The sequence below is a fragment of the Moraxella sp. CTOTU47618 genome, assembly GCF_032017425.1.
Classification (GTDB): domain Bacteria; phylum Pseudomonadota; class Gammaproteobacteria; order Pseudomonadales; family Moraxellaceae; genus Faucicola; species Faucicola tetraodonis.
Window position 1 is genome coordinate 131,482 of record NZ_DALZPW010000004.1, and the last position, 22,443, is coordinate 153,924.

Genomic DNA, 22,443 nt, shown 5'->3' on the forward strand with positions numbered 1-22,443 from the left:
AGTAACTAATTCATTTGATTGATAATTTAACACGCTATAGCCAATAATTTTTTGATGATAATCGTTACTATTTGGCTATACTTTAAAAAATAACAATGGTAGCATAGCCCCAAACTTTTATTTTGATTTTATTTAATAATTTATCGCTATTTATTACTGCTATTTCATCTATTATCAAGGAAGGATTGTCATCATGTCATATAACCAAGCGCCTGATAAAAAAGCGCCATGTAAAAAGGTGCCTTACAAAAAAGCGTCTTATAAAATAGGCATGCTAACTGCGCTCACCATCGCCCTATCTGCGTGTGGCGGCTCAGGTAGTGAGACTGTCGACAATGCCCTAAATGACGCCAACGATAGTTATAAAAACATTGCAAGGGATGTGCGCGCTGCCTACAAAAAAGTCGAGGATAAATTAACCAATAAAGAAAAAAGCATGGCAGAGATTTTACAAAGTATCTTTTTGCCCGAAGACAGCTTAGATAATTTTTTGGACAAAATCACCCCAGAAGGCGGTAAAGGAGGGTTGTATGTTGGCTATTTTGTAGAAGACAACGACAACGAGCCCAATGATAGCGACCTGGGCGTGGTGTATTTTGATATTGGCAATGATTATGCCGCCTCGGTGTATGGTCAAATGAGCTATCAACAAAAAACTTGCCAAGACCCAAACACCTTAACCACAGAAAAAATCTCTATTAAAACTGACGAAGCGATGGGTGGTGTGTTGTCTGGCACACTCGACCCAGCAGCAAAATTTGATAATACGGTGCTTAAATTTTTACAGTTTGACGAATTAAAAACCTCTGTGGCAGGCATACCATTTAATGGCGATTATAATAGCAATCGCGATTATTGGGATGGTCAATATAGTTATCAGCTGGGTGTCGATTTTGGCAGAGCATTATCTGACAATAAAGACGGCTGTGATGTCAACTATACCTTAGGCGGCGATGGCGATTTTAAAGTATTGCCACTCACTGCTACTGTCGGCAATTTAGGCGTTAATCTCACGGGAACAGGTAGTACCCTAAACCTCAATTGGACTGCGCCTGCCAGCACCGCTCGCACGCTTGTCACCCAAATCAACTTGGATAAAGCCACTGACCGCGGTATGGGTTTTGTACGCACTAACCAATTAACCTATGGCACTACTTTTACACCCTTTGTGGATGCCACCAAAGCCAATTACGCGTTTGTGGTACAAACCTTTGATGCGACCAATAAACTGACAGGCTATCAAGCCATGATTAAAGCGCTTTAAAAGCTATTGTTGTAAAAAAGCCTTTATCAAATTGTAGCGACATTTGATAAAGGCTTTTTTATGTTGATGCTATTACAATCAAACGCTAACTTTTTTGACCTGTTAATTTGCTGACCTGTTAAACAATAAATTAAACAATAAAAAATCATGCCGTAAAATCTGTTAAACTGCCGCCTTTATTGAATTTTCAACGAATATTTGGTCATTACATGCTGTCAGCTATTGCTCGTCAAGACTTAAAACAATTATTTGTCTTGACCTTACCTATTTTAATCACCCAGATTTGCCAGTCAGGGCTCGCCTTGGTCGACACCTTACTCGCTGGGCAAGTCTCCGCGCTAGATTTATCGGGCGTGGCAATCGGCGCGGGTATTTGGATGCCCACTTTTTTGCTAGCAGTTGGTATTTTGCTTGCCACCACGCCATTGATTGGGGAAGCGATTGGTCAGCAGCAACTACAAAAAGTGCCGTTTATTACCCAACAATCGCTGTGGCTGGCACTTATCATCGGTATTATAGGTTTTGTGGCGGTCAATCAGCTGCATTATTTGTTTGATTGGATGAAGGTACCGAAGGATATTCAGCATATCGCGCAAAAATTCTTGTTTGGTATCTCTTTTGGGTTTCCTGCAGTCTGTCTATATACCTCGCTGCGCTGCTACACCGAAAGCTTAAAACATCCCACCGTGGTCATGGTGATTAGCCTCATTGGTTTGATTTTAAATGTGCCGCTTAGCTATGCGTTTATTCATGGCGTCACCCTCGGTGAAACTGTGCTGATTCCTGCTATGGGCGGCGCAGGCTGTGGTTTTGCCTCTGGGATTGCGTTATGGATAAATTTATTGATGTTGGTAAGCTATTTGACTTTAAGCCCCCAGTCAGATTTTGCCAACCAGCGCTTTTTTGCCAATTTTGCTGGCATGGATTTTGCGCAGTTGCGTCAGCAATTATCGATTGGTATTCCCATTGGCATGTCGATTTTTTTTGAAGTGAGCGCGTTTAGTCTAGCCTCCATTATCATCAGTCCACTGGGTGAAATCGCGGTGGCAAGCCATCAGGTAGCGTTGACGATTTCATCGCAGTTATTTATGTTCCCGTTTTCAGTGGCGATGGCGCTCACCATCATGGTGTCAAATCGCTATGGCGCCAAAGATTACCGAGAGCTTAAGCGCATCAAGCTCATTGGCATTGCCGTAGCCACGTCATTTGCGGTAATTAGCATGCTGTCAACTGCCATTTTTCGGCAAACGCTGCCAACTTTCTTTAGTGAAAATCCCCAAGTGATTCAGCAAGCCGCGCTATTGTTATGGTTTGCTACCGTGTATCAGTTGTTTGATGCCTGGCAGGTCAATTTTGCGGGGATTTTGCGCGGTATGCAAGATACCACAGTGCCGATGTTTATCACCTTGTTTTGCTATTGGGTGGTGGCGATTCCGCTGGGTACCTATTTGGTGCGCCATACCGATATGGGGGCTAAAGGGTTTTGGATCGCGCTGGTTGCAGCGCTGGGATTGGCGTCACTGCTGTTAGGAACGCGTTTATTACGTCAGCAAAAACGCTTAAAAATGGCTTGGCAATAAAAATAAGTCGGTAATAAAAATGACTTGAAAAAAATGAGTGGCAATGATTAGTAAATTTGCTTAGGCTATTTATTGTGAGTTATTCGTTATGGGTCATGGATTGATGACTATGTGTAAGGTATTAAACCGATGATTTTATAGATATTTTAAATTAAAAATAAAGTAAAAAAGGGCTAACTAACGCCCTTTTTTATCATTCATGAAAGTTTGTTAATTAAAGTTTTCGCCAGTGAAGATACCATCAAATAGCACACTGGTTAAATAACGCTCACCACTGTCTGGCAGAATAACCACAATGGTTTTGCCTTGCATCTCAGGGCGGCTTGCTAGTTGATACGTCGCCTGCAGCGCTGCACCGCAAGAGATACCACATAAAATACCTTCTTGGGTCATCGCCCGTCTTGCCCATGCAATCGCATCATCGCCAGTTACCGTGATGACTTCATCAAGCAAATCAAGCGCAAGATTTTTTGGGATAAAGTTGGCGCCAATCCCTTGGATTTTATGCGGACCTGGGGTGATGGGTTTACCTTCACGCGTCTGGGTAATAATCGGTGATTCCGCAGGCTCAACCGCGACGGTATAAAGCGGCTGATGTTTGATTTGTTTAAAATACCGGGCGATACCCGAAATCGTCCCGCCTGTACCCACGCCTGCCACTAGCGCATCGACCTTACCCGCTGTGGCATTAAAAATCTCAGGTGCGGTGGTTTTGACATGGGTGTCTGGGTTGGCAGGGTTATCAAACTGTTGCGGCAAAAAGTATTCGCCAGGATGGTTGTCATGAATTTCTTGCGCAGCTTCCACCGCGCCTTTCATACCTAGCGAAGGCTCAGTGAGCACCAAGTGTGCGCCCAACGCAGCCAGCACTTTACGGCGCTCCATACTCATCGAAGCTGGCATGGTTAGCGTGATTTTATACCCTTTGGCTGCGGCCACAAACGCCAGCGCAATCCCCGTGTTGCCACTGGTCGGCTCGATGATTTGCATACCTGGCTTTAATAACCCTGCTTGCTCGGCGGCTTGCACCATGCCCGCACCGATTCGGCATTTGACTGAAAACGCGGGGTTACGGCTTTCGATTTTGGCAAGCACCGTCACACCCTGTGGCATGATATGGTTAAGACGCACCAGCGGCGTGTTACCAATCGCATCGGCATTGTTGGCATATACCGCTGTGCCAAGGTTGGCGGGTGCGGTGTAGTGATCATCAGGTTGTTGTAGCATAAGTATTCCCTTTTTTTTGAGGTATTATTGAATGATTTTACGGCAGTGATTTTGCGGTGTCTAACGCCATTTGGTAAATTCCATATATCAAAAAGCATTAATATACGGGTCTGTAATACAAAGCCGTAATACGGTGCTATAAGAAAGTTTATCAAATATTTATAGCCTGTTGATTAAACTTTCCTAATAAACTTACCCATTAAATTTTATTATTAGCTTGGCGCTGTATTACGTTTAACCAAGCTTGCATCGCTGGGGTCAGCGGTCGGTGTTTTCGCCATGCCATCACCATTTGCCAAGTCAAATTGGGCTGGATAAGCGGCAGGCAAACCAGCTGTTTGTCATCGAGCTTATCGGTGTAATATTTGGGCAGTAGCGTCACCCCCATGTTTTTTTTCAACAAGGTTGTCAATAGTTGCCATTGGTTGGTGTGGCAAACGATATCGGGTTCAAAGCCGAGTTTTTGGCACTCTTCGACAATCATTGAGGTAAATGACGAATGGGACGCAAACAACATCAACGACGCATTTTTTAAGGATTTTAAAGTCACTTGTTTGATGGTATAGCCCATATGCTGCCGGTGTGCCACCATCATAATGGGATAATCGCATACCGGGATATAATCAAAGTCCTCTTCAATCGGTTGCATCAAGGTACACACATCAAGCGTATCATCGAGCAAGGCTTGTTTTAACGACTCTGCGCCATCTTCTAGCAACGACAGCTCAATATGGCGATGGATTTGATAAAACTCAAAAATCGCATCGCTCAACAACTCACCCCCGAGTGGTGACAACCCTAGCCGCAGCTGCCCGCGATCCATGTGCTGATATTGTGTCACCGTCTGCTCAAGGTAGCCGACTTGTTGCAGCACCGTCTGCGCCTGCTCATATACCAATGCACCAATTTCGGTCAGCGCAATATCCCGCTTGCGGCTCATCAGTTGCTTATCAAACAGCGCCACCCCCAGCGTATCTTCCAAATTAGAAATGGCTTTGGTGACGGTTGGCTGCGTCAAATTCAAGGTATCGGCGGCATGAGAAAATCCGCCGGTCTTCACCACAGTGATAAAGCATTGAAGTTGTTTTAAGGTCATCATATTTCTGAACTGCCCAAAATAGCTTTATAGTGTTATAGCTTTGTTTTTTAGCTTTATAATTTTATAGTTTTGTAGCTTTATAGATTTTACGCATAATTTTAAAAATATTATTCATATTTTTTGTTAATGGGTTTTTTATACTAGATATCTCAATTGTTGATGACTTGTTTACATGAAACGCGCTATGAATCTTTCAACTTTTCAGCAGATTTTCCCTCATAAACTGGTGCCCCGTAAACTGCTACGCCATAAACTGTTACCCCATAAAATAGACCCTATGTTACAACAGCCACTGGTCAAAATTTTACTGCAAATCACCCTCATTGGTGTGGTATGGGGCTTAGCTGACATCCTCAAAAAATTATTCAACCTCCCTATGTCATCTGGCATTGTGGGACTGTTTTTGATGCTGGGATTACTATTGACTGGGGTTATTAAACTCGACTGGGTCAATGTCGGCGCGAAGTTTATCTTGGGCGAGTTGGTGCTGTTATTTATTCCGCTGATGATGTCGATTACCCAATATCAGCAGTTATTTTTTGCTAAAGGTTGGCAGCTGATGATTACCATTGTCGTGAGTACGGCACTGGTGATGCTCAGCTCTGCCATCACTTTTATGCTAGGCAATCGTGTCAAACGCGTGTTGTATCGCCGCAAGCACCATACACATCAATAATCAAACATATCACGAATCATACACATCGTAATTTACTATGAATATTATCTCTATCGGCTGTTTACTTTGGACTATCTTGGCGTATGTTTTAGCAAAGCGGGTATATGCCCGTTTCCCAAAATTTTGGCTCAATCCTGCCATCACGGTGGCGACGGTAACGATTGTATTGATGATTGTGCTTGGGATTTCTTACCAAACCTATTTTGCCGATACCGCTTGGATTGTTGAGTTGTTGGGCCCTGCCACCGTGGCATTTGCCATACCGATTTATCAGTATCGTCAATTGATTTACCGCTATGCTGCCGTGCTTGCGGTGTCGATTGTGGTGGGCATGTTGGTGGGTATTGCTAGCATTATGTTGTTTGCTAGCGTGTTTAAATTTGATGCCACACTCACCTACAGTTTGATGGCACGGTCAATTTCTACCCCATTTGCCATTGATTTGGCGCAGCAGATTCATGGTTCAGCGGCGCTCGTCTCGCTCTTTACCTTAATTACTGGGGTGGTCGGCATGGTGATTGGCGATATGGTACTGGCCTGGTCAAAAATCCGTTTCCATCTTGCCCACGGCGTGGCATTTGGTAATGCATCACATGGTTTTGGTACTGCAAGAGCCAGTCAGCGCCATGAAAGCGAAGGCGTGATTGCCAGTCTGACGATGGTATTGGCAGGGTTATTTATGGTATTTTTTGGTCCTGCGCTGATTCATTTAATGACGGCTATTTAACCCATGCTTTTTAAGCTATTTAACACATGCCTTTTAATACCTGCTGTGATTTTACAATACCTCAAAGCTGTCTAGTCATGAAAACTTGCCAAAATGACGTATTAATATTTGCCAAACAAAATAAAATTAGCGACAATGACCTACCTTTTTTTGGATTGTAGGAAAAAATTATGTCATTACAACAGATTATTGAAGATGCGTTTGAAAACCGTGCCAACCTCAACCCCAATGACGCCACCGACGATGTGCGTGCTGCCGTCAATGATGTGCTCGCCCAGCTCGATGCAGGTACCCTGCGCGTGGCAGAAAAAAAAGACGGTGAATGGATCGTCAATCAATGGGTTAAAAAAGCGGTATTATTATCCTTTCGTCTGAATGACAATCGCATCATGAATGGTGGTCGTGACCTGCAATTTTTTGATAAAGTCGAAACCAAATTTTCAGATTGGGGCGATGAACAATTTGCCAGAGCGGGCGTGCGCGTGGTGCCACCTGCCATCGCGCGTAAAGGCTCATACATTGCCAAAGGCGCTATCTTGATGCCATCTTACGTCAATATCGGTGCCTATGTCGATGAAGGCACAATGGTCGATACGTGGGCGACGGTAGGTTCATGCGCCCAAATCGGTAAAAACGTGCATCTATCAGGTGGTGTCGGCATTGGCGGCGTCCTTGAACCGCTACAAGCCAATCCAACTATTATTGAAGACAACTGCTTTATCGGTGCGCGCTCAGAAATCGTTGAAGGTGTGATTGTTGAGGAAGGCTCGGTGATTTCGATGGGGGTATATATCGGTCAATCAACCAAAATCCTAGACCGCGAAACAGGCGAAATCAGTTACGGTCGTATTCCTGCAGGGTCAGTGGTCGTGTCAGGCAGTTTGCCAAGCAAAGACGGCTCGCATAGCTTGTACTGTGCGGTCATCGTGAAAAAAGTAGACGCGCAAACCCGCTCAAAAACCTCGATCAATGACTTGTTAAGAATGGACTAAAATAAACGTTAATAAAACAAAAGCAAATCAACCATGGTTTGCTTTTTTTATCGGTTTGATAACAGGAAAAGTTATGTCATCACAAAAAAATGAAAATTATGAAAACGGTATTAACGTCCGCAAACAAGTCATGGGCGAAGCGCATGTGGAGCGTGCCATGTCACAAGTCACCGAATTTACTGCCCCACTACAAGACTGGATTAATGAACATGCCTGGGGCTCGACGTGGCAACGCGACGACACTGATGGAAAAGGCATTGACCGCAAAACCCGCTCGCTAATCACCCTTGCCTTTTTAATCGCGCAAAAATCCCCAACAGAACTAAAAGGGCATATTCGCGGGGCGATTAATAACGGCGCAAGCGTAGCAGAAATTCAAGAAGTGCTACTACATAGCCTACCTTACTGCGGGGCGCCAGCGGCGCAAGAAGCCTATCGTGCTGCAGTGGACGTGTTAACCGAAATGAAATTGCTTTAACCGCTGAACACAAAGATTTATTGGCATAAATTTGATAAAATAAACGCTAATTTTTATTAGTTAATCACATTTATGCCAAATTCAACGCTACCCATCCGCAATACCGCCATTCCCACCACTGACCCCGAAGCAGGACTTAAAGTCACTGAGATTTTTTATTCGCTGCAAGGTGAAGCCTTGACCGCAGGATTACCGACGATTTTTATTCGCTTGACGGGCTGCCCGCTGCGCTGCGTGTATTGTGATACCGAATATGCCTTTGTCGGCGGCGAGCGCATGAGTTTGGAAGGGATTTTGGCAGTGTGTCAGAGTTTTCCGTGCCAGCGTATTTGTTTGACAGGTGGCGAGCCTTTAGCCCAGCCCAATGCAATCGCTTTGATGAATTTGCTACTGGCGCATGGCTACGAGATTTCGCTTGAAACTTCGGGCGCGCTGTCCGTGGCAGAGGTGCCAACGGCAGTCTCTAAGGTCATGGATATCAAAACCCCAAGCTCTCAAGAAGCCGATAAAAATCTGTGGCAAAACCTCCCCTACTTAACTACCCATGACCAAATCAAATTTGTCATTATGAATCGCGACGACTATGACTGGTCAAAACAAATCCTAGCAGACTACCAACTGGATAAAAAAGTCGCGACGGTATGGTTTTCTCCGATGTTTAATGTGGAAGAACGTCAAACCAATATACCTACCCTTGCCACTGACTTGGCAGAATGGATACTTGCCGATGCGCTGCCAGTGCGTTTTCAACTGCAACTGCATAAAATCATTTGGGCAGATGCCAAAGGCAAATAGCCGCTGCCAAATAGCCACTGCCAAATAGCCGCTGTCAAATCGTTAGAATACAACTTAGGGAAATATCAAGCCAATGGGAAAAATGATTGTTTGGGGGCTGATTGCGTCGGCTTTTTTTAGCACGTCGTTTGTACTGTATCAATTGATGAGTGTACAAGGCGGACATTGGTTTTGGTCAGCAAGTTTTCGCTGTTTTTTTATGTGGCTGTTGTTATCGGTTTTTATTTTGCTGCAAAACAAACTCAATCCGTCCAAGCTGATAGCGCTATGTAAACTATTTGCCAGTCATTGGCAGTTTTGGTGTGTGACGGGCGGTATTGGGCTTGGCACATATGGACTGCTGGCGTTTGCGGCAGATTATGCCGAAGGATGGGTGATTGCCGCAACCTATTTATTCACTGTGGTGGCAAGCTTGGTGGTGCTGAGTTTTTTTGGGCAATCATTTCAAAAAAAAGTCATTGTGTATTCGGTGATTGTATTTATCGGTGTGGTACTTGCCAATGTGGGTGAAGGGTTAAGGCATAGCACGAGCCAAGGCACTGATTGGCATGCTTTGTTGCTATTTGGTGCGCTGCCTGCCTTTATTGCCAGTTTTTGTTTTCCCTTAGGTAATCAATTGATTTGGCAAGCAGGACAACCCAAAGGGGACTCTACCCATCCTACCGATGCAATAAGCAAGGCAGCGAACAATGAAACGAGCAAGCTAACAAGCGAATTGGCAACGAGCAAATTGCTACAAAAAGTACCGCAAGTGACTTCCCCGCTGCTATCAAATCCCTTGCATAAAGTCTGGCTGATGTCGCTAGGGTCATTGCCAATATGGTTGGTATTAGGCATCATGGTACAACCGCCCGCGCCCAGTGTCTCACAAATGACCATTAGTTTTTTGGTTGCCTTGATGGCAGGTGTGCTAGGTACGACCACTTTTTTACATGCCCGTAGTCTTGCCAAACAGCCACAACAACTGGCCGCCGTCGATGCCACACAAGGCAGTGAAATTATTTTTGCGTTGTTAGGCGGTATGTTGCTGCTGCACACGCCCATGCCATCAGGCTTAAGTTTTGTGGGGATTGCGCTGGTGATTATTGGGCTTGTGCTGTTTGCCAAGCAACGCTAACGGTAGTCCACATTGTCATAGTTTGCTATAATGCAGGCACTTTTACGTTAACCCTTTATTTAACCGATTAGGATTATTTGATGAATACTTTGACCGCTCTTTCACCTATTGATGGTCGCTATGCCAGTAAAGTGGATAGTTTACGTCCTTACCTGTCAGAATTTGGCTTGATTCATGCCCGTGTGACGGTGGAAGTGCGCTGGTTGCAGACCCTTGCCAATCATGCAGATATTCATGAAATTCAGCCTTTTTCGGCAGCGACCAATGAGCGCTTAGACGCGATTGTAGCCAATTTTAGCGAAGCAGACGCGATGCGTATCAAAGACATCGAACGCACCACCAACCATGATGTCAAAGCCGTTGAATACTTTTTAAAAGAAAAAATTGCCGACATCGATGCGCTAAAAGACGCGGGTGAATTTATCCATTTTGCCTGTACCTCTGAAGATATCAATAACTTATCACACGCATTGATGTTAAAATCTGGTCGTGACGTACTGGCGCAATCGATGCAAAAAATCATTGATGAGATTGCCGCACTCGCCGAAACCCATGCCGACCAACCCATGCTGTCACGCACGCATGGGCAAACCGCGAGCCCAACGACTTTGGGTAAAGAAATGGCAAACGTGGCATACCGTCTGCATCGCCAGCTCAAGCAATTTAATAACGTAGAATTGCTAGGTAAAATCAATGGTGCGGTGGGTAACTATAACGCGCACCTGTCAGCCTACCCACAAATCGACTGGGCAAAGAATGCCGAAGACTTTGTCACTAGTCTTGGGTTGACTTTTAATCCGTATACCACCCAAATTGAGCCACACGACTATATCGCCGAATTGTTTGACGCGCTGCGCCGTTACAATACCATTTTGATTGATTTTAACCGTGATGTATGGACGTATATCTCCTTGGGTTATTTCAAACAAAAACTTAAAGATGGCGAAGTGGGCTCATCCACCATGCCACATAAAGTCAACCCAATCGACTTTGAAAACTCAGAAGGTAATCTGGGTATTGCCAATGCCATGCTCGCGCATTTGGGTGAAAAATTGCCGATTTCGCGTATGCAGCGCGACTTGACTGACTCGACAGTCCTTCGCAATATGGGGGTGGGTTTTGCCCAAAGTCTGATTGCCTTTGACGCCTGCTTAAAAGGTATTGGCAAATTAGAGCTTAACGCCAATCGTCTCAATGAAGACCTAGCGCTTGCCCAAGAAGTATTGGCAGAGCCAATCCAAACCGTGATGCGTCGCTACAATGTTGAAAAACCCTATGAGAAACTAAAAGCCTTGACCCGCGGTCAAGCCATGACCCGTGAGATGATGGTCAACTTTGTCAATGGCGATGAACTGGCAGCCGTACCAGAAACTGAGCGTCAACGTTTGGCTGATTTGACCCCTGCCACTTATACAGGTAATGCAGCACAGCAAGCCAAAAACTTGAAAAATTTATTAAAATAATATCTTCCCACTGATAAAAAAGGACGTCTAAGCGTCCTTTTTTATCAGAATTTTTTTACAGAATTTTTTTTACATAAATTTTTTTAGATAAATTTGTTGATTGAGCTTTGGGTTATTTTTTGGCATAGCCTTGTTGATTCAGATAAGGCAGCACCTCGGGACGGACGGGTTTATCCAAATAACTTTCAATGGTGTGCACCCAATCTGACCCTGCTTGACCACGCGTCGTATAATAATCGGCAACGGTTTGGTTATACTGGTCTAATGCGGATTTGTCAGCGGGTTGATATTGGTTGGTGGAAACCACCAATGCCTTTGGCAAACGTGGACGCATGGCAGGATTTTGGTCAGGATAACCCAATGCCATGCCAAATAGCGGCACCACGCCTTGTGGCAGTTTGAGTATGTCGCCCATCCGTCTGATATCATTGCGGATACTGCCCAAATACACACCACCCAATCCCATGCTCTCAGCCGCTAGCAGCAGATTTTGCGCCATAATGGCTGCATCAACCGCCCCAACAATGGTGACTTCAGTCCAATCAATTTGCGCATTGGGTACAAGGGTTTGGTGGCGGTGGTTGTCCATACAAAAAATTAGTAGCTCGGCACAGTGCTCCACATAGGGATGACCGTATTTTTCCCCGTCTTTGGCTTGCTGGGCATCGGCGCAAATACGGCGGATGTCATAACGCTGCTTTGCATCTGTGACTCGAATGATGCTTGCCGACTGCAAAAACCCCGATGATGAGCCTGCCATCCCCGCTTCGATGAGCTGCTCAAACGTTGCTGCATCTATTGGCTGGTTGGTGAATTTGCGAATCGAGCGATGATTGAGTATCGTCTCTAGGGTGGGTTTACTGTCACTATGCTCACTATGTGTTGTCATAATTTACCTTGTTATGATTTGCCTTGTTATGGTTTGTGTTGTTATAAGTTGGGTTATGGTTTGATTAGGCTTAGGGTTGGTATTTTTCAATCAGCTTTTGCGCTTGCACAATCACCGGGGTATCGACCATCTGTCCATCCATGGCAAATGCCGCAAGCCCTGTCTGTGCATAATGGTCAACCACTTTTTTGGCAAAGGCAAGCTGTGCTTGGCTGGGTCTAGCCAGTGCATTGACAATAGCGACTTGGTTGGGATGAATACATAGCATCCCTGAAAAACCCAAATCGCGCCACCCATTGACACGCTGGGTCAAACCGTCATCATCATTGAAAGGCGGGTATACGCATTCAATCGGTGGGGTGAGCGCATTGATAGCACTATGCAAGCTTAGCTGATAACGGATTTGGTTGGCAACCATCTGCCCTGCCTCGCTGTCTGCGCGCACGCCCAATTTTTCACAGATATCCAAAAAGCCAAAACTGAGCGCAGTCAAGCCTGCCGCAGCGGCGATGTCGGGTATATTTGCCATGCCTTTGGGTGTCTCAATCAAGGCAATCATGGGTTTGGCGAGCACATGACGGACACGGTCAATCTCTATGGCGTGCTCGACTTTGGGTAGCACTACCCCAATCACGTTGTTGATTGCGGACGCTGGCAAAGATTTGAGCAAATCAATATCGCCTGCTTGGTGGTTGCTACTCGCGGCATTGATACGCACCCAAACAGGCTGGGCATCAGCGCCGCTTAGATAATTGACCACATTGTCGCGCGATTGCATTTTGACACTATCACTGACTGCATCTTCTAAGTCAATTATCACCGTATCTGCGCCACGGGCAAAGGCTTTTTCCACCCGCTCAATATTGATGGCGGGTACAAACAAATAACTGGTTGCGCTCAATCCCTTGGGTTTTGCTACATTGTTTTCGCTCATGCGACATCCTTTTTCGTCCATTTTTGGTGACATATTTTTCTTTTTGGCAAACAACTTATCAAACAGTTTATCAAACAGCTTATCAAACAGCTTATCAAACAGCTTATCAAGCAACAACGCCCTACCCAAAGTAACGCGTTTTTTAAGTTATTTTAAAACCGTCAATTTGGCTTTTTCACTGCGGCTAAACAGTAAATTTAACACGATGGCGACCACTGTCGCAGTACCGATGCCGCCCAAATTAAATTGTCCAATATGCAAGCTAAAATCCCCAGCGCCCATAATGACGGTCACCGCAGCAATGATTAAATTAGCATTTTTACTAAAATCAATGTGATTATCCAGCCAAATTTTGACCCCTGCTACTGTAATAAGCCCAAACACCACGATGGAGGCACCGCCCAATAATGGCGCTGGGATAGTATGGATAATCGCGCCAAATTTTGGTGACAGACCCAGTAGCACAGCAATCAAGCCTGCCACCACAAAAACCGTGGTCGAGTATACTTTGGTCACTGCCATCACGCCAATATTTTCCGCATAGGTTGTCACGCCCGTACCGCCCATGCTCGATGACATCGCTGTACATAGACCATCGGCGAAAAACGCCCGTCCCATATAAGGCGATACCGCTTGTCCTGTCATGGCTTCTACCGCTTTGATATGTCCTAAATTTTCGGCGATTAAAATAAAGGCAACCGGGGCAATCAAAATTATTGCGTTGATATCAAACGTCGGATGATAAAAATTCGGTAATCCGACCCAAGCTGCTTGGGCAACTGGGGTAAAATCAATCGGCTTGCCATACCCCAGCACATTGGTGAGCACAAAATATGCTATATAAGCCAATACCAATCCAATCAGTAGCAACAAACGACGTAGCATACCGCGGCTAAACACAGCGACCGCACTGATACACAGCACCGTCATCAACGCAACCCAACTATCAAACTGGTTCCCCGACACGCCTTTGATAGTCACTGGCGCCAAATTTAGCCCGATAATCATCACAATCGCACCGGTTACCACAGGCGGCATGAGTTTCTCAATCCAGCCAACCCCTGTTTTCATCACGAGTAATCCGACCATGGCATAAAAAATACCACAGACAAAAATACCACCGAGCGCCACAGATAAATTACCGTTAAAGCCTGAGCCTGTATAAGCCGTTGCGGTAATCACGGGCGCGATAAATGCAAAACTTGACCCTAAATAACTGGGTACTCGCCCACCCGTTAAAAAGAAAAACAGCACCGTACTGAGCCCCGCCATCAAAATCGCAAGGTTGGCATCAAATCCCATCAATAACGGCGCAAGCACCGTTGCCCCAAACATCGCAAACGCATGTTGCAGCCCAAGTAGCACACTTTTATCAGCAGGTAAATACTCATGAATACGCACAGGATGATGATCTAAATGCCCATCGTAAGGCTGCCATTTTGGGAACCAGCCGCTATCATTGCCGGTATTTTGATGGGTTGGTTGTCTTTGCGAATTTGCCATAACTTTGCTCTCATCTGTCAACTGCGCGAATTTTACACGTTATTTTTGTTTTGTCAAAAAACCCTGCGCTTTGAGCCAATCTTCTGCAGTAGCGACATACGGTTGACTGTAGTAATCGGCAAATTTTTGACGGTATGGCTTACGCTCACGCGCTTCATTAAACGCCAAAATGGTTTGTTCATAATCGGCGAGCATTTGTGGTAACGCGTCAACTTGATACTGATTGTCAAAATACACCGCAGATTTTGGTAAACGCGGTTTTAGGCGCATTTCCACGCTAGGTTTACCGATACATAAGCCAAAAATTGGATAGGTATATTTTGGTAGCTGAAGTAGTTCGATTAAGTCTTTGGCAATCATACGCAAACCGCCAATCGGACAGGTGGCATAACCCAAACTCTCTGCCGCCACTGTGGCATTTTGCGCCGCCAATGCTGTATCGGTAGCGAGGGTAATCAATGTATCACTATCCTTAAACCCCTCAAAGCTGCCGTCATACGCTTGACTGCTCAAATACGAGCGATAGCCATCCATCACAAATACCAAAAACACACTACATTGGGCTATTTGTGGGTTACGCGGTTGCAAATCGACGATTTTTTGACGTAACGCTTTATCACTGATGTTGATAATGCTGTAGTGCTGTCCGTTTTGCCAACTTGGCGCTTGCTGGGCGCATTTGATGATGTCATTTAATTGCGAATCTGGCACGGTGGCGCTACTGTCAAACTCTCGATACACCCGATGATTTTGTAAAAGTTCAATGGTTTGATTACTTACAGTTTGATTATTCATGGTTGCCCCGTTAGAAGTGATTTAAACATGATTTGATGATTGTTGATGTTGATACGGTCGCCAAAGTAGCGCCACCCCAATAAGCAAAACGATGGCAGAGATGGGTAACAACGCAAGCCAAATATTTTTGCCTGTTGCAACTAGCGCAGTTAAGGGTCCGATAAGCTGCCCAAATGCAAAACTTGCGGTCATCAGCGCACTTAAGTTGTATTTAGGGTAGTGCGTGACTTGGCTTGCTGCCACTTGTAGCCCTGCCATCGTCACCACCATAAAAGTGCCGCCCACCATCAGCGCTGACAACATCAAACCCGCCAACGACTGCCAAAGCGCAGGCAATAACGTACCAACCGCCATGATGATTTGCGATACTCGCCAAACGCCGAGCAAAGAAAAATTGTTATAACGGCGTTGTAACCCCTGCGACAACACCACCGACAAAGCCGCCGCCAACCCAAAAAATGGCCAAATCAGCAAATAACTTTGCCCTGATAACCATTGCTTGGCGATTTGTGGCAAAAAAGTCGCAGGTAAAATATAGCCAAACCCGAATAAACCGTAGGCGGTTAATACATTCGCTAATTTTAGCTTGGCAGGTGTTATGCTAGCGGTAGGATTGGTATGGCTGGCTGTGGTATGGGCAGCTTTACTAGGGTTGGTTTTGGCAGCGGCTGTTGAGGCAAACTGTAAGTTGATTTTCGCCAGCAGAAAGGTGACAAGCAGGGTGGCGAGCAGTGCAATCACGCCTAAATACTGCCATAATCGACTCGATAATGGACTGAATGATGACTGAGCCGCGATAGTCGCCGTCGCTGATTGAAAAATAAAATAGCTACAAATCAATCCTGTAAGAGTGATACCGATACCGACGCCCGTATAAATCAAACCGCTAGTGACTACACGTCTTGATTTCAACCAATTGATTGCAAACGCACTGATAGATACCAGCACCCAAGCGCTTGCCACGCCCGCCAAAAAGCGTAACACCAGTAACCAGTCAAAGCTGCTTAGCGAAGCCAGCCAAGTGGTGAGCGTCACCAAGCTGAGACCTAATATGACAAAAAGCGGATGTCGCTTACTTTTAAGCAGTAACAGTGCACCGACCAAATAGCCAACATAGTTGCTGCTTGATAACCACGCCGTTTGCGCAAGATGCACCGTGCCTTCTTGTATCATTAAAGGCAAAATCGGTGTAAAAGCAAATCGCCCGATTCCCATTGCCACCGCAAGCGCGGTACTCGCTAAGATAAAGCAAAATATAATCTGTTGTCGGTCAGATTGTGACATTTTGCGTTACCCCTTGATTTTATTGACACGGCTTGTCAGCGTTTAAGCTTGCATTTTAAAGATTATTGAGCATACTTTGCAAGGTTTCCTTCACATTTTTGGACGACATATTAGCTTGGCTTAATATCAAAGCGTCGTTAACCATTGACTTTTTGTCTGCTACCAAGGCATTCCAATTTGATAAACCCTGTATCAAACGTGACGCCAACAGTGGGTTACGTTTATCCAAATCTTGCATCATGCTCAAATACTGCTCAACGCCCTGCTGTGTCCAAATTTTGGTAGGCTGCGCAAGCAATCCGCCGAGCACCGCCCGCACACGGTTTGGGGTATTGATATCAAAGTCTTGATGTGAGGTTAATGCAAAAATATCGGCAACGCTCGCCTGACTGTCATTGGCTTGGACACCAAACCATAAATCCATCACCAATGCATCATGATGAAAGCGTTGGTAAAAATCGGCAAGCCATTCAGCTTTTTGGGGCAAGCCATGCTCCACCGCCGCATTTAACGCGCCTAAACGCTCAGTCATACAAGACGCTTGTTGGTACTGGGTAATCGCCCAGTGTTTGGCATCACTCACGCCTGCCAATAACGCCATATCCAGCACTACATTTCGCCATGCCCGCACGCCCATGGCTTCGGCTGTATCTTCATACGCGCTAATCGGCAGTTTGGCATACGCACTTTGCCAAATGTCTTTAAGCTCTCCCGCCACGGCTTTTTTGATCGCTTGATGTCGGGCACGAACTTGGCTAGGGTCATAGTCGGTCTGAATCGCACTACCCAGCTCTCGCTCGCTTGGCATATCTAGTAACCGCGCCGCTAGCATAGGATCGGTTTCTGATAGCGCTGGCAGACTGGCTTTTAATGCCGTGATATAGGCATCGGTATCGGCATTTTGCAATAAAATACGATTGACCAACAACTGTGCCGCTTGCCAACGGTTAAAGCCATTGGTCTCATACTGCATCAAAAACGCCAAATCATCATTGCTATACTCAAAATTGAGTTGAACAGGCGCGGAAAAATCACGAAGCAATGACACCACAGGGTCAAAATCCGCCTTAGCAAATAACCCATCAAATTCAAAGTTCTGGCTATCATCTTTTAACAATACCAAGTCTTCTTTCGCCAACTCACCCGTGGCACGGTTAAAAATCGCCATCTTAACAGGAATCGGCAAGGCTTTTGGCGCCGGATAGCCTGCTACTTGGCGCGTGTGTTGACTTAGCGCCAAGATAAGCTTGTCAGCTGTTTTTTCAAAATGCCCTGATAACGTCGGTGTACCTGGCTGGGTATACCAATCAATAAATGTTTCAATACTTGGATCTGCAACGCTCAGTGCAGATAACAAGTCTTCAACCGTCACCGCTTGCCCATCGTAACGGCGGAAATATTCATCCGTGCCTTGACGGAATTTTTCTTTGCCAAGCGTATTGGCAATCATGCGCACGATTTCTGCGCCTTTCTCGTACACTGTGGCGGTGTAGAAATTATTAATCTCGACAAAATGGTCAGGGCGTGGTGGATGCGCCAATGGGCTGGCATCTTCAGGAAACTGTGCCGCTCGCAATGTTGCCACATCATCAATCCGCTGTACCGCAGGGGAATGCAGACTTTCGGAAAAAGACTGGTCACGAAATACGGTAAAGCCTTCTTTTAGGCACAGCTGAAACCAGTCACGGCAGGTGATACGGTTGCCCGTCCAGTTATGGAAGTATTCATGGGCAATCACCGCTTTGACATTAAAGTTACGGCGATCGGTGGTGGTCTCTGGGCTAGATAGGACGCAAGCGGTGTTAAAAATATTTAATCCTTTGTTTTCCATCGCGCCCATATTAAACTGGCTAACCGCCACAATCATATAGCGGTCAAGATCATACGCCCGTCCGTAGTTGTCTTCATCCCATTTCATTGAGTCTTTTAACGCTTGCATGCCGACATGGCACTGCTCGATATTTTCACGCTTGGCGTATAACTCAAGCAGCACCTCACGCCCTTCGCTAGTGGTGTAATGGTCGGTCAATACGTCCAAATCTGCCATCACGCAAGCGAATAGATAACTTGGTTTTTTGGTGGGGTCTTGCCACACCGCAAAATGACGATCGCCTGCAAGCTCCCCTTGGTCGATTAAATTACCATTTGCCAATAGCGTTGGGTAAGTTTTATCGGCTTCAATGCGTGTGGTAAAGGTGGCAAGCACATCGGGACGGTCTGGATAAAAGGTAATTTTACGAAACCCTTCTGGCTCACACTGGGTACAGAACATTTTGTCCGCCCCTTCCCCTGCTTGGTATAAGCCTTCAAGACTGGTATTGGTTTGCGGCACGATGGTGACAACGGTGGTAATCTGACAAGTGTCTGGCGCGTTAACAATCGTTAGGCTTTCTTGGTCTAGTTGGTAGTCGCTTTCGCTTAAGGTTTTACCGTTTAAGGTAATTGACTCAAGTTGCAATTCTCGTCCAAAGAGTACCAAATCGCCTGCCGTGTTTCTTGTCATGTCAAGATTGGCGGTGACGGTTGCATGCTTTTTATCAGCGCCATCAAATAACTCGATGTTAAGGTCAATGTGATTGACGCTAAAGACCGGCGGCGTGTAGTCTTTTAGGTAGATTTTTTGCGGTTGGCTTGGGTCGGGTGTTGGTGTATTAGCAGGCACATCGGGCATTTGGGTGTTTAATAATTGTGGGTGTTCGGTTTGGTTGGTTTCGGTGACGTTGGTCATATATTTCTTTAGCTCGCAATGTGTTGTTAAAAATTATTCTCATTCAATGTGGCTATTATGCCATAATTAATGACGTTTTTTGGTCATAAACCATAATGACTTTGTTATTACATTTGCATGCTATTTTTTTTATTTTTATCGGATAAAATTTCAACTCTTTTTGACTCGCTTGTTGGTGACATGATGGATAATTTTGTAGGTAATTTATTTGATTTAGATTGGAAATTGATGGTAGTTCACATGTTTCAAATGGTGATAGCGTTTGTGTTGGTATTACCTGTAGGCTACAATCGTGAGAACAGTCGACAAAGCATTGGGCTGCGCACTTTTCCGCTTGTAAGCCTAGCAAGCTGTAGTTTTGCGCTGCTTGGGTTTGAAGTGCAAGGCGAAGACCCGAGTGCGATGGGGCGCATCGTAAGCGGCGTGGTAACGGGGATTGGCTTTATCGGCGGTGGGGCAATTCTCAAAAAAGATGGCATGATTGAAGGGACGTCGACAGCGGCGGCGATTTGGTCGGCAGGCTGTGTGGGCGTGGCAGTGGCGATGGGACGACTAGAGATTGCGGTATTGATTAGTGTGTTTATGGTAGGGATTTTTTATTTTGTTAGTCCGTTAAAACAAAAACTTAGTAAGGATAATGAGGATGTTTAATGTATAAGGTTGGATAACAGCTTAAACTTGCCCCAAGAAAAGCTGTTACTTTTCTTAGGGTAAAACCGCTCATTTAACACCCATCGTCCACCATCATTGCAACACAAACTCTCTTAGGCTTACCACTTTATCGCGCACTTTTGCCGCTTCCTCAAACTTCAAATCACGCGACAAGGCTTTCATCTCTTTTTCTAGCCGTGCAATCTCTTTGGCCAGCAAATCAGGCGAACGCAAAATCGAAATATCCACATCGGGGAACGCATGGGTGACCGCAATCGCTTGGTTATCATTCGGGGTTTCTGCCTCGCCGGTGTCGATTTTGTCGGTAATCTGGCGACGAGCGGATGTCGGCGTGATGCCATGTTCTTCGTTATACGCCATCTGTTTGGCACGGCGACGCTCGGTTTCTTCCATCGCCTTTTGCATACTTGGGGTAATGCTGTCAGCGTATAAAATCGCCTTACCATTGACATGGCGCGCGGCACGACCGATGGTCTGAATGAGCGAACGCTCCGAGCGTAAAAAGCCTTCTTTATCCGCATCAAAAATCGCCACCAAGCTCACCTCAGGCATATCCAACCCCTCACGCAACAGGTTGATACCAACCAGCACATCATGCACGCCTGTCCGCAGTTCATGGATGATTTTCATCCGCTCCACCGTGTCAATATCCGAGTGCAAATAAGCGACTTTGATGTTGTACTCTTTTAGATAACCGGTCAAATCTTCTGCCATGCGTTTGGTGAGCGTGGTAATCAGCACTCGCTCATCTTTGGCTTTACGAATGTTGATTTCTGATAGCACATCATCAACTTGGGTCAAGACAGGGCGAATCTCTAGTATCGGATCGACCAGACCTGTCGGACGCACCACTTGCTCTACGATTTGCTCGCTGTGCTCAAGCTCGTACTGCGCCGGGGTCGCCGACACATACACTGTACTTGGGGTAATACGCTCCCATTCTTCAAACATCAGCGGGCGGTTATCCATCGCAGACGGTAGGCGAAAGCCGTAATTGACCAAGGTTTCTTTACGACTTCTATCGCCTTTGTACATCGCGCCGACTTGTGGCACGGTTACATGGCTTTCATCAATAAACAGCAAGGCGTCGGGGGGAATATAGTCAAACAAGGTCGGCGGTGCTTCACCCGCAGGACGTCCCGATAAATGGCGCGAATAGTTCTCAATGCCGTTACAGTAGCCAAGCTGTTGAATCATTTCCAAATCATAAGTGGTGCGTTCTTTGATACGCTGTGCTTCAATCAGTTTGTCATGCGCTCGAAAATAGTCAAGGCGTTGTTCAAGCTCGGCTTTGATAGTGCCACTGGCTCTTTCTAGCTTGTCTCGTGGGGTGACGTAGTGAGATTTTGGATAGATGGTAATGCGTGGCACACTGCGCACGTTCTTACCTGTCAACGGGTCAAACCAAGTGATTTTCTCCACTTCATCATCAAACATACTGATACGCACCGCAAGCTGTTCAGACTCAGCGGGGTAAATATCAAGCACTTCGCCACGCAAGCGGTAAGTACCTCGCCCAAAGTCAAGCTCGTTACGCGTATATTGCAGCTCCACCAAGCGTTTGAGCATGGCAGTGCGATCGATTTTGTCACCCACTACGATGTGAAGGAGCATTTTTAGGTAGCTTTCTGGGTCACCAAGACCATAGATACAAGATACCGATGCAATGATAATGGCGTCACGACGTTCGAGTAGCGCACGCGTGGCGGACAGTCGCATTTGGTCGATATGGTCGTTAATGGCGCTGTCTTTTTCGATAAAAGTATCGCTGGCAGGCACATAGGCTTCAGGCTGATAATAGTCGTAATAACTGACAAAATACTCCACAGCATTGTGGGGAAAGAACGCCTTAAACTCGCCATATAGCTGGGCGGCAAGGGTTTTGTTGTGTGCCATGATGATGGTGGGACGCTGGCATTGGGCAATCACTTTTGCCATGGTGTAGGTTTTACCTGAGCCTGTCACCCCTAAGAGCAGCTGACCGTGCATGCCTTTGTCGACACCGTCAACCAATTTGGCAATCGCTTGCGGTTGGTCGCCTGAGGGTTCAAATTCGGTCACCATCTCAAAGGGTTTGCTTGAGATTTGGGTGCCACTGGCATTAACACCTGTGATTTGGGCATCATCTTGGATTTGGCGGGCAAGTTGGCTAAGTTCACGTTCGGAGCGGGAAGATTGAGGTGGTCGCATTTTATTGTCTTTATCGTAGTCACAGATGGG

Annotated in this window: 19 protein-coding genes; 10 read left to right on the forward strand and 9 right to left on the reverse strand. The window is 45.8% G+C overall.

Annotated elements, in window-relative coordinates; translation table 11 throughout:
• The first annotated feature begins 193 nt into the window (after positions 1–193).
• Together RTS09_RS05185 and RTS09_RS05190 are read left to right on the forward strand one after the other, a co-directional pair.
• Positions 194–1,264: a hypothetical protein gene (locus RTS09_RS05185; RefSeq protein WP_312534961.1), complete on the forward strand. Its 1,071-nt coding sequence runs from the start codon at positions 194–196 to the stop codon at positions 1,262–1,264.
• A 209-nt stretch (positions 1,265–1,473) separates the two neighbouring features.
• Positions 1,474–2,844 carry an MATE family efflux transporter gene (locus RTS09_RS05190; protein WP_312534964.1) on the forward strand — a complete coding sequence of 457 codons (1,371 nt, stop codon included), beginning with the start codon at positions 1,474–1,476 and terminating at the stop codon, positions 2,842–2,844.
• A gap of 210 nt (positions 2,845–3,054) precedes the next feature.
• Here RTS09_RS05190 and cysK read toward each other — a convergent pair whose 3' ends face one another.
• Together cysK and RTS09_RS05200 are read right to left on the reverse strand one after the other, a co-directional pair.
• Entirely contained in the window at positions 3,055–4,071 is a 1,017-nt protein-coding gene (cysK, locus tag RTS09_RS05195; protein ID WP_282849702.1) for a cysteine synthase A, read from the reverse strand.
• Positions 4,072–4,270: 199 nt separating this feature from the next.
• Complete coding sequence (locus RTS09_RS05200) at positions 4,271–5,170, reverse strand: LysR family transcriptional regulator (protein WP_312534968.1); 900 nt, start codon at positions 5,168–5,170, stop codon at positions 4,271–4,273.
• A gap of 184 nt (positions 5,171–5,354) precedes the next feature.
• On the opposite strand from RTS09_RS05200, the gene RTS09_RS05205 reads away from it, so the two are divergent.
• The 7 genes from RTS09_RS05205 to purB all read left to right on the forward strand — a co-directional run bounded on the left by RTS09_RS05205 (position 5,355) and on the right by purB (position 11,418).
• Positions 5,355–5,846, forward strand: coding sequence for a CidA/LrgA family protein (locus RTS09_RS05205; RefSeq protein ID WP_312534970.1), 492 nt, complete (start codon positions 5,355–5,357; stop codon positions 5,844–5,846).
• Between the two features lie 37 nt (positions 5,847–5,883).
• The gene (locus RTS09_RS05210) at positions 5,884–6,573 is read left to right on the forward strand and encodes an LrgB family protein (RefSeq protein WP_312534972.1); all 690 of its coding nucleotides are present in this window, start codon (positions 5,884–5,886) and stop codon (positions 6,571–6,573) included.
• Between the two features lie 170 nt (positions 6,574–6,743).
• Positions 6,744–7,565, forward strand: a complete 822-nt coding sequence (dapD, locus tag RTS09_RS05215) for a 2,3,4,5-tetrahydropyridine-2,6-dicarboxylate N-succinyltransferase (protein WP_312534975.1) — start codon at positions 6,744–6,746, stop codon at positions 7,563–7,565.
• A 73-nt stretch (positions 7,566–7,638) separates the two neighbouring features.
• Positions 7,639–8,043 carry a carboxymuconolactone decarboxylase family protein gene (locus RTS09_RS05220; protein ID WP_312534978.1) on the forward strand — a complete coding sequence of 135 codons (405 nt, stop codon included), beginning with the start codon at positions 7,639–7,641 and terminating at the stop codon, positions 8,041–8,043.
• Between the two features lie 72 nt (positions 8,044–8,115).
• Entirely contained in the window at positions 8,116–8,838 is a 723-nt protein-coding gene (gene queE / locus RTS09_RS05225; RefSeq protein ID WP_312534980.1) for a 7-carboxy-7-deazaguanine synthase QueE, read from the forward strand.
• A 73-nt stretch (positions 8,839–8,911) separates the two neighbouring features.
• Positions 8,912–9,955: a multidrug resistance efflux transporter family protein gene (locus RTS09_RS05230; protein WP_312534983.1), complete on the forward strand. Its 1,044-nt coding sequence runs from the start codon at positions 8,912–8,914 to the stop codon at positions 9,953–9,955.
• An 80-nt stretch (positions 9,956–10,035) separates the two neighbouring features.
• Positions 10,036–11,418, forward strand: a complete 1,383-nt coding sequence (purB, locus tag RTS09_RS05235; protein WP_312534985.1) for an adenylosuccinate lyase — start codon at positions 10,036–10,038, stop codon at positions 11,416–11,418.
• Positions 11,419–11,530: 112 nt separating this feature from the next.
• Here purB and nfsA read toward each other — a convergent pair whose 3' ends face one another.
• From nfsA to pepN, 6 genes are all read right to left on the reverse strand, one after another.
• Entirely contained in the window at positions 11,531–12,307 is a 777-nt protein-coding gene (gene nfsA, locus RTS09_RS05240; protein ID WP_312534987.1) for an oxygen-insensitive NADPH nitroreductase, read from the reverse strand.
• Positions 12,308–12,377: 70 nt separating this feature from the next.
• Positions 12,378–13,241, reverse strand: a complete 864-nt coding sequence (locus RTS09_RS05245; RefSeq protein WP_312534989.1) for an HpcH/HpaI aldolase/citrate lyase family protein — start codon at positions 13,239–13,241, stop codon at positions 12,378–12,380.
• Between the two features lie 147 nt (positions 13,242–13,388).
• Positions 13,389–14,744 (reverse strand): solute carrier family 23 protein, encoded by a 1,356-nt coding sequence (locus RTS09_RS05250; RefSeq protein WP_312534991.1) that lies wholly within the window; start codon positions 14,742–14,744, stop codon positions 13,389–13,391.
• A 39-nt stretch (positions 14,745–14,783) separates the two neighbouring features.
• Positions 14,784–15,539: a nitroreductase family protein gene (locus RTS09_RS05255; protein WP_312534993.1), complete on the reverse strand. Its 756-nt coding sequence runs from the start codon at positions 15,537–15,539 to the stop codon at positions 14,784–14,786.
• A 21-nt stretch (positions 15,540–15,560) separates the two neighbouring features.
• A complete protein-coding gene (locus RTS09_RS05260) occupies positions 15,561–16,823 on the reverse strand; it encodes a YbfB/YjiJ family MFS transporter (protein ID WP_312534996.1) in 1,263 nt (420 codons plus the stop codon).
• Between the two features lie 55 nt (positions 16,824–16,878).
• On the reverse strand, positions 16,879–19,494 hold the full coding sequence (pepN, locus tag RTS09_RS05265; RefSeq protein WP_312535020.1) for an aminopeptidase N: 2,616 nt from the start codon (positions 19,492–19,494) through the stop codon (positions 16,879–16,881).
• A 297-nt stretch (positions 19,495–19,791) separates the two neighbouring features.
• On the opposite strand from pepN, the gene RTS09_RS05270 reads away from it, so the two are divergent.
• Positions 19,792–20,202, forward strand: coding sequence for an MgtC/SapB family protein (locus RTS09_RS05270; protein ID WP_312534999.1), 411 nt, complete (start codon positions 19,792–19,794; stop codon positions 20,200–20,202).
• A gap of 93 nt (positions 20,203–20,295) precedes the next feature.
• Here the strand turns inward: RTS09_RS05270 and uvrB are convergent, their stop codons facing one another.
• On the reverse strand, positions 20,296–22,413 hold the full coding sequence (gene uvrB, locus RTS09_RS05275) for an excinuclease ABC subunit UvrB (RefSeq protein ID WP_312535002.1): 2,118 nt from the start codon (positions 22,411–22,413) through the stop codon (positions 20,296–20,298).
• Positions 22,414–22,443 lie beyond the last annotated feature (30 nt).